General features: G+C 51.6%; 1 protein-coding gene. It reads left to right on the plus strand.

Annotated features, from left to right (window positions below):
- Window positions 1-929: hypothetical protein (locus tag V6U78_RS12610; protein ID WP_405341537.1), on the plus strand; the 929-nt coding region annotated here is incomplete at its 5' end.
- Between the last annotated feature and the right edge of the window lie 1,517 nt (window positions 930-2,446).

Below are 2,446 nucleotides of genomic sequence, written 5' to 3' on the forward strand. Positions count from 1 at the left end.
TGCACAAAAAGAAAAGGAGTGACTACATGGCATTGCCGGAAGCCCTGCAAGGTGATAGCTGGACTAAGGAGACTGCACGAGCCGCGCTGCCGATCCTTATTTGGTGTGCAAAGAATGGAAGAACAATTACCTATGGGCAGCTCGATCAGGAGATCGTAAACCGGGGGCTTGGCCATCATGTTATGGCGGTTCAATATGGCTACCCAGCAGGCTCAATAGGGAGTGCACTGATCGAGACGGAAGAAGAATGGGGTGAGCCGATACCGCCGTTGAACGCAATCGTCGTGAACGCAAGCAGTGGCCTCCCCGGAAAAGGGGTGAACTACTACCTTGAACGATATTATGAGCCCGATGAAAGCGTTGACGATATGTCTGAAGATGAGAAACGGGCAGTCGTTGAGGAAATTCACGAAGACATCTTTGCTTATGAGCGCTGGGACGAAGTGCTGAACGAATATGGGCTTCGCCCCATTCCGGATGGCATTGCGGAGGAGGCGGTTGACGCAGATGAGATCGAGACGCCTGGCAGGGGCGGATGGTCTTCAGAGGGAGAAAGCAAACAACACAAGAAGCTGAAAACGTTTGTCGCCGCAAACCCGCAGGTAGTTGGTCTTCCGAAAAACAATAGCCAAGGCCAAACTGAATACGTGTTCGCCTCCGGCGACAAGGCGGACGTCGTCTTTGAAACTGAAAATGGGTATCTCGGCGTAGAAGTGAAGTCCATCATTTCAAATGATCCAGACCTGAATCGCGGGCTGTTCCAGGCCGTGAAGTATCAAGCACTTCTGCGCTCCGAGCAAAAAGCGGTTCTCTCTCCTCCAACCGCACGAGCCGTGCTCGTAACCGAGCGTTCACTTCCTGCGGCATTACAGAATCTCGCAGACGTTCTCGGAATTGCCGTCTATGTCGTTTCCGTAAACAGTGCATAACAACGCCATGAACCCGGACAGCCAAAAGCGCCGCTCCTTCGTCGCGTCACTTTTGACTGCCGGTTATGGCGAACGTTATTGCATTGGCTTGGTTGCGTCGGTTGAGGCAGGTTGTTTCGAGATAGTAGGCAGGTCGCCGCAGCAGATCGAGGCGCTGTTCTAGCAGGATTTCGTCAGGTTTGGCCGTTGGATAGTGTGCCGCGCCTTCGTTATCGGGCTGTTCTTATTGGTTTGCATGAGTTGAAGGTTTCGAGTTACGGCAAGCGGTGGCTTTGTTTGAGTTGCTTCGTTGCTGTACTTGGCAGGTTTGCCAGACCGCCCAATCTGGCCATTTTTTCAGGTTTGAGTTTGGCGTATTCTGTTGGTCCCACTCAGAAATAGTGTGCCAAGGTCGGGATTTTGGGCTTTAACCCTGGCTTTTCATTTGCTGCAAGTTGGCAGCTTTTAGCTTTTTTTTGTTGTTTCTTGCAATAACAAGGCGCTGCACGCGAAACTAACGCTAGCCCGTTTTTGTGTTTTCGCTGCGCTCAATTTTACACAAAACCGGCCGTCGCTCTCGTTCGCGTGAGCTTGGCGTTATTGCATTGGCTTGGTTGCCTCGTTTGAGGCAGGTTGTTTCGGGATAGCAGGCAGGCCGCCGCAACAGATCGGGGCGCTGTTCTAGCAGGGTTTCGTCAGGTTTGGCCTTTGGGATAGTGTGTCGTGCCTTCGTTATCGGGCTGCTCTTGCTGGTCTAAAAGTGAAGGCTCAGTTTTCAAGTGCGGCAAGCGGTGGCTTTGTTCGAGTTGCTTCGTTGCTGTACTTGGCAGGCTTTCCAGACCGCCCAATCTGGCCGTTTTTTCAGGTTTGAGTTTGGCGTATTCTGTTGGCCCCACTCAGAAATAGTGTGCCAGGATCGAGTGGCGCGGCTTTAAACCAAGTTTTCTATTTTCGGCAAGTTCTCAGCTTTTAGCATTCTTTTTGCTGTTTCTTGCAATAACAAGGCGCTGCACGCGACACTAACGCTAGCCCGTTTTTGTGTTTCGCTGCGCTCAATTTTACACAAAAACGGCCGTCGCTCTCGTTCGCGTGAGCTTGGCGTTATTGCACTGGCTTGGTTGCGTCGGTTGGGGCAGGTTGTTTCGGGATAGTAGGCAGGCCGCCGCAGCAGATCGAGGCGTTGTTCTAGCAGGATTTCGTCAGGTCTAGGCTTTGGATAGTGTGCCGCGCCTTCGTTATCGGGCTGCTCTCATTGGTTGAAAAACGATGGCTCAGTTTTCAAGTGCGGCAAGTGGTGGCTTTGTTCGAGTTGCTTCGTTGCTGTACTTGGCAGGTTTTCCAGACCGCCCAATCTGGCCGTTTTTTCAGGTTTGAGTTTGGCGGATTCTGTTAGCTCCACTCAGAAATAGTGTGCCAGAATCGAGTGATGCTGCTTTAACCTAAGTTAGCCATTCTCGGCAATTTGGCAGCTTTTAGCTTTCTTTTTTGCTGTTTCTTGCAATAACAAGGCGCTGCACGTGACACGAACGCTAGTCCGG

Source organism: Marinospirillum alkalitolerans, from assembly GCF_045055655.1.
Classification (GTDB): domain Bacteria; phylum Pseudomonadota; class Gammaproteobacteria; order Pseudomonadales; family Halomonadaceae; genus Marinospirillum; species Marinospirillum alkalitolerans.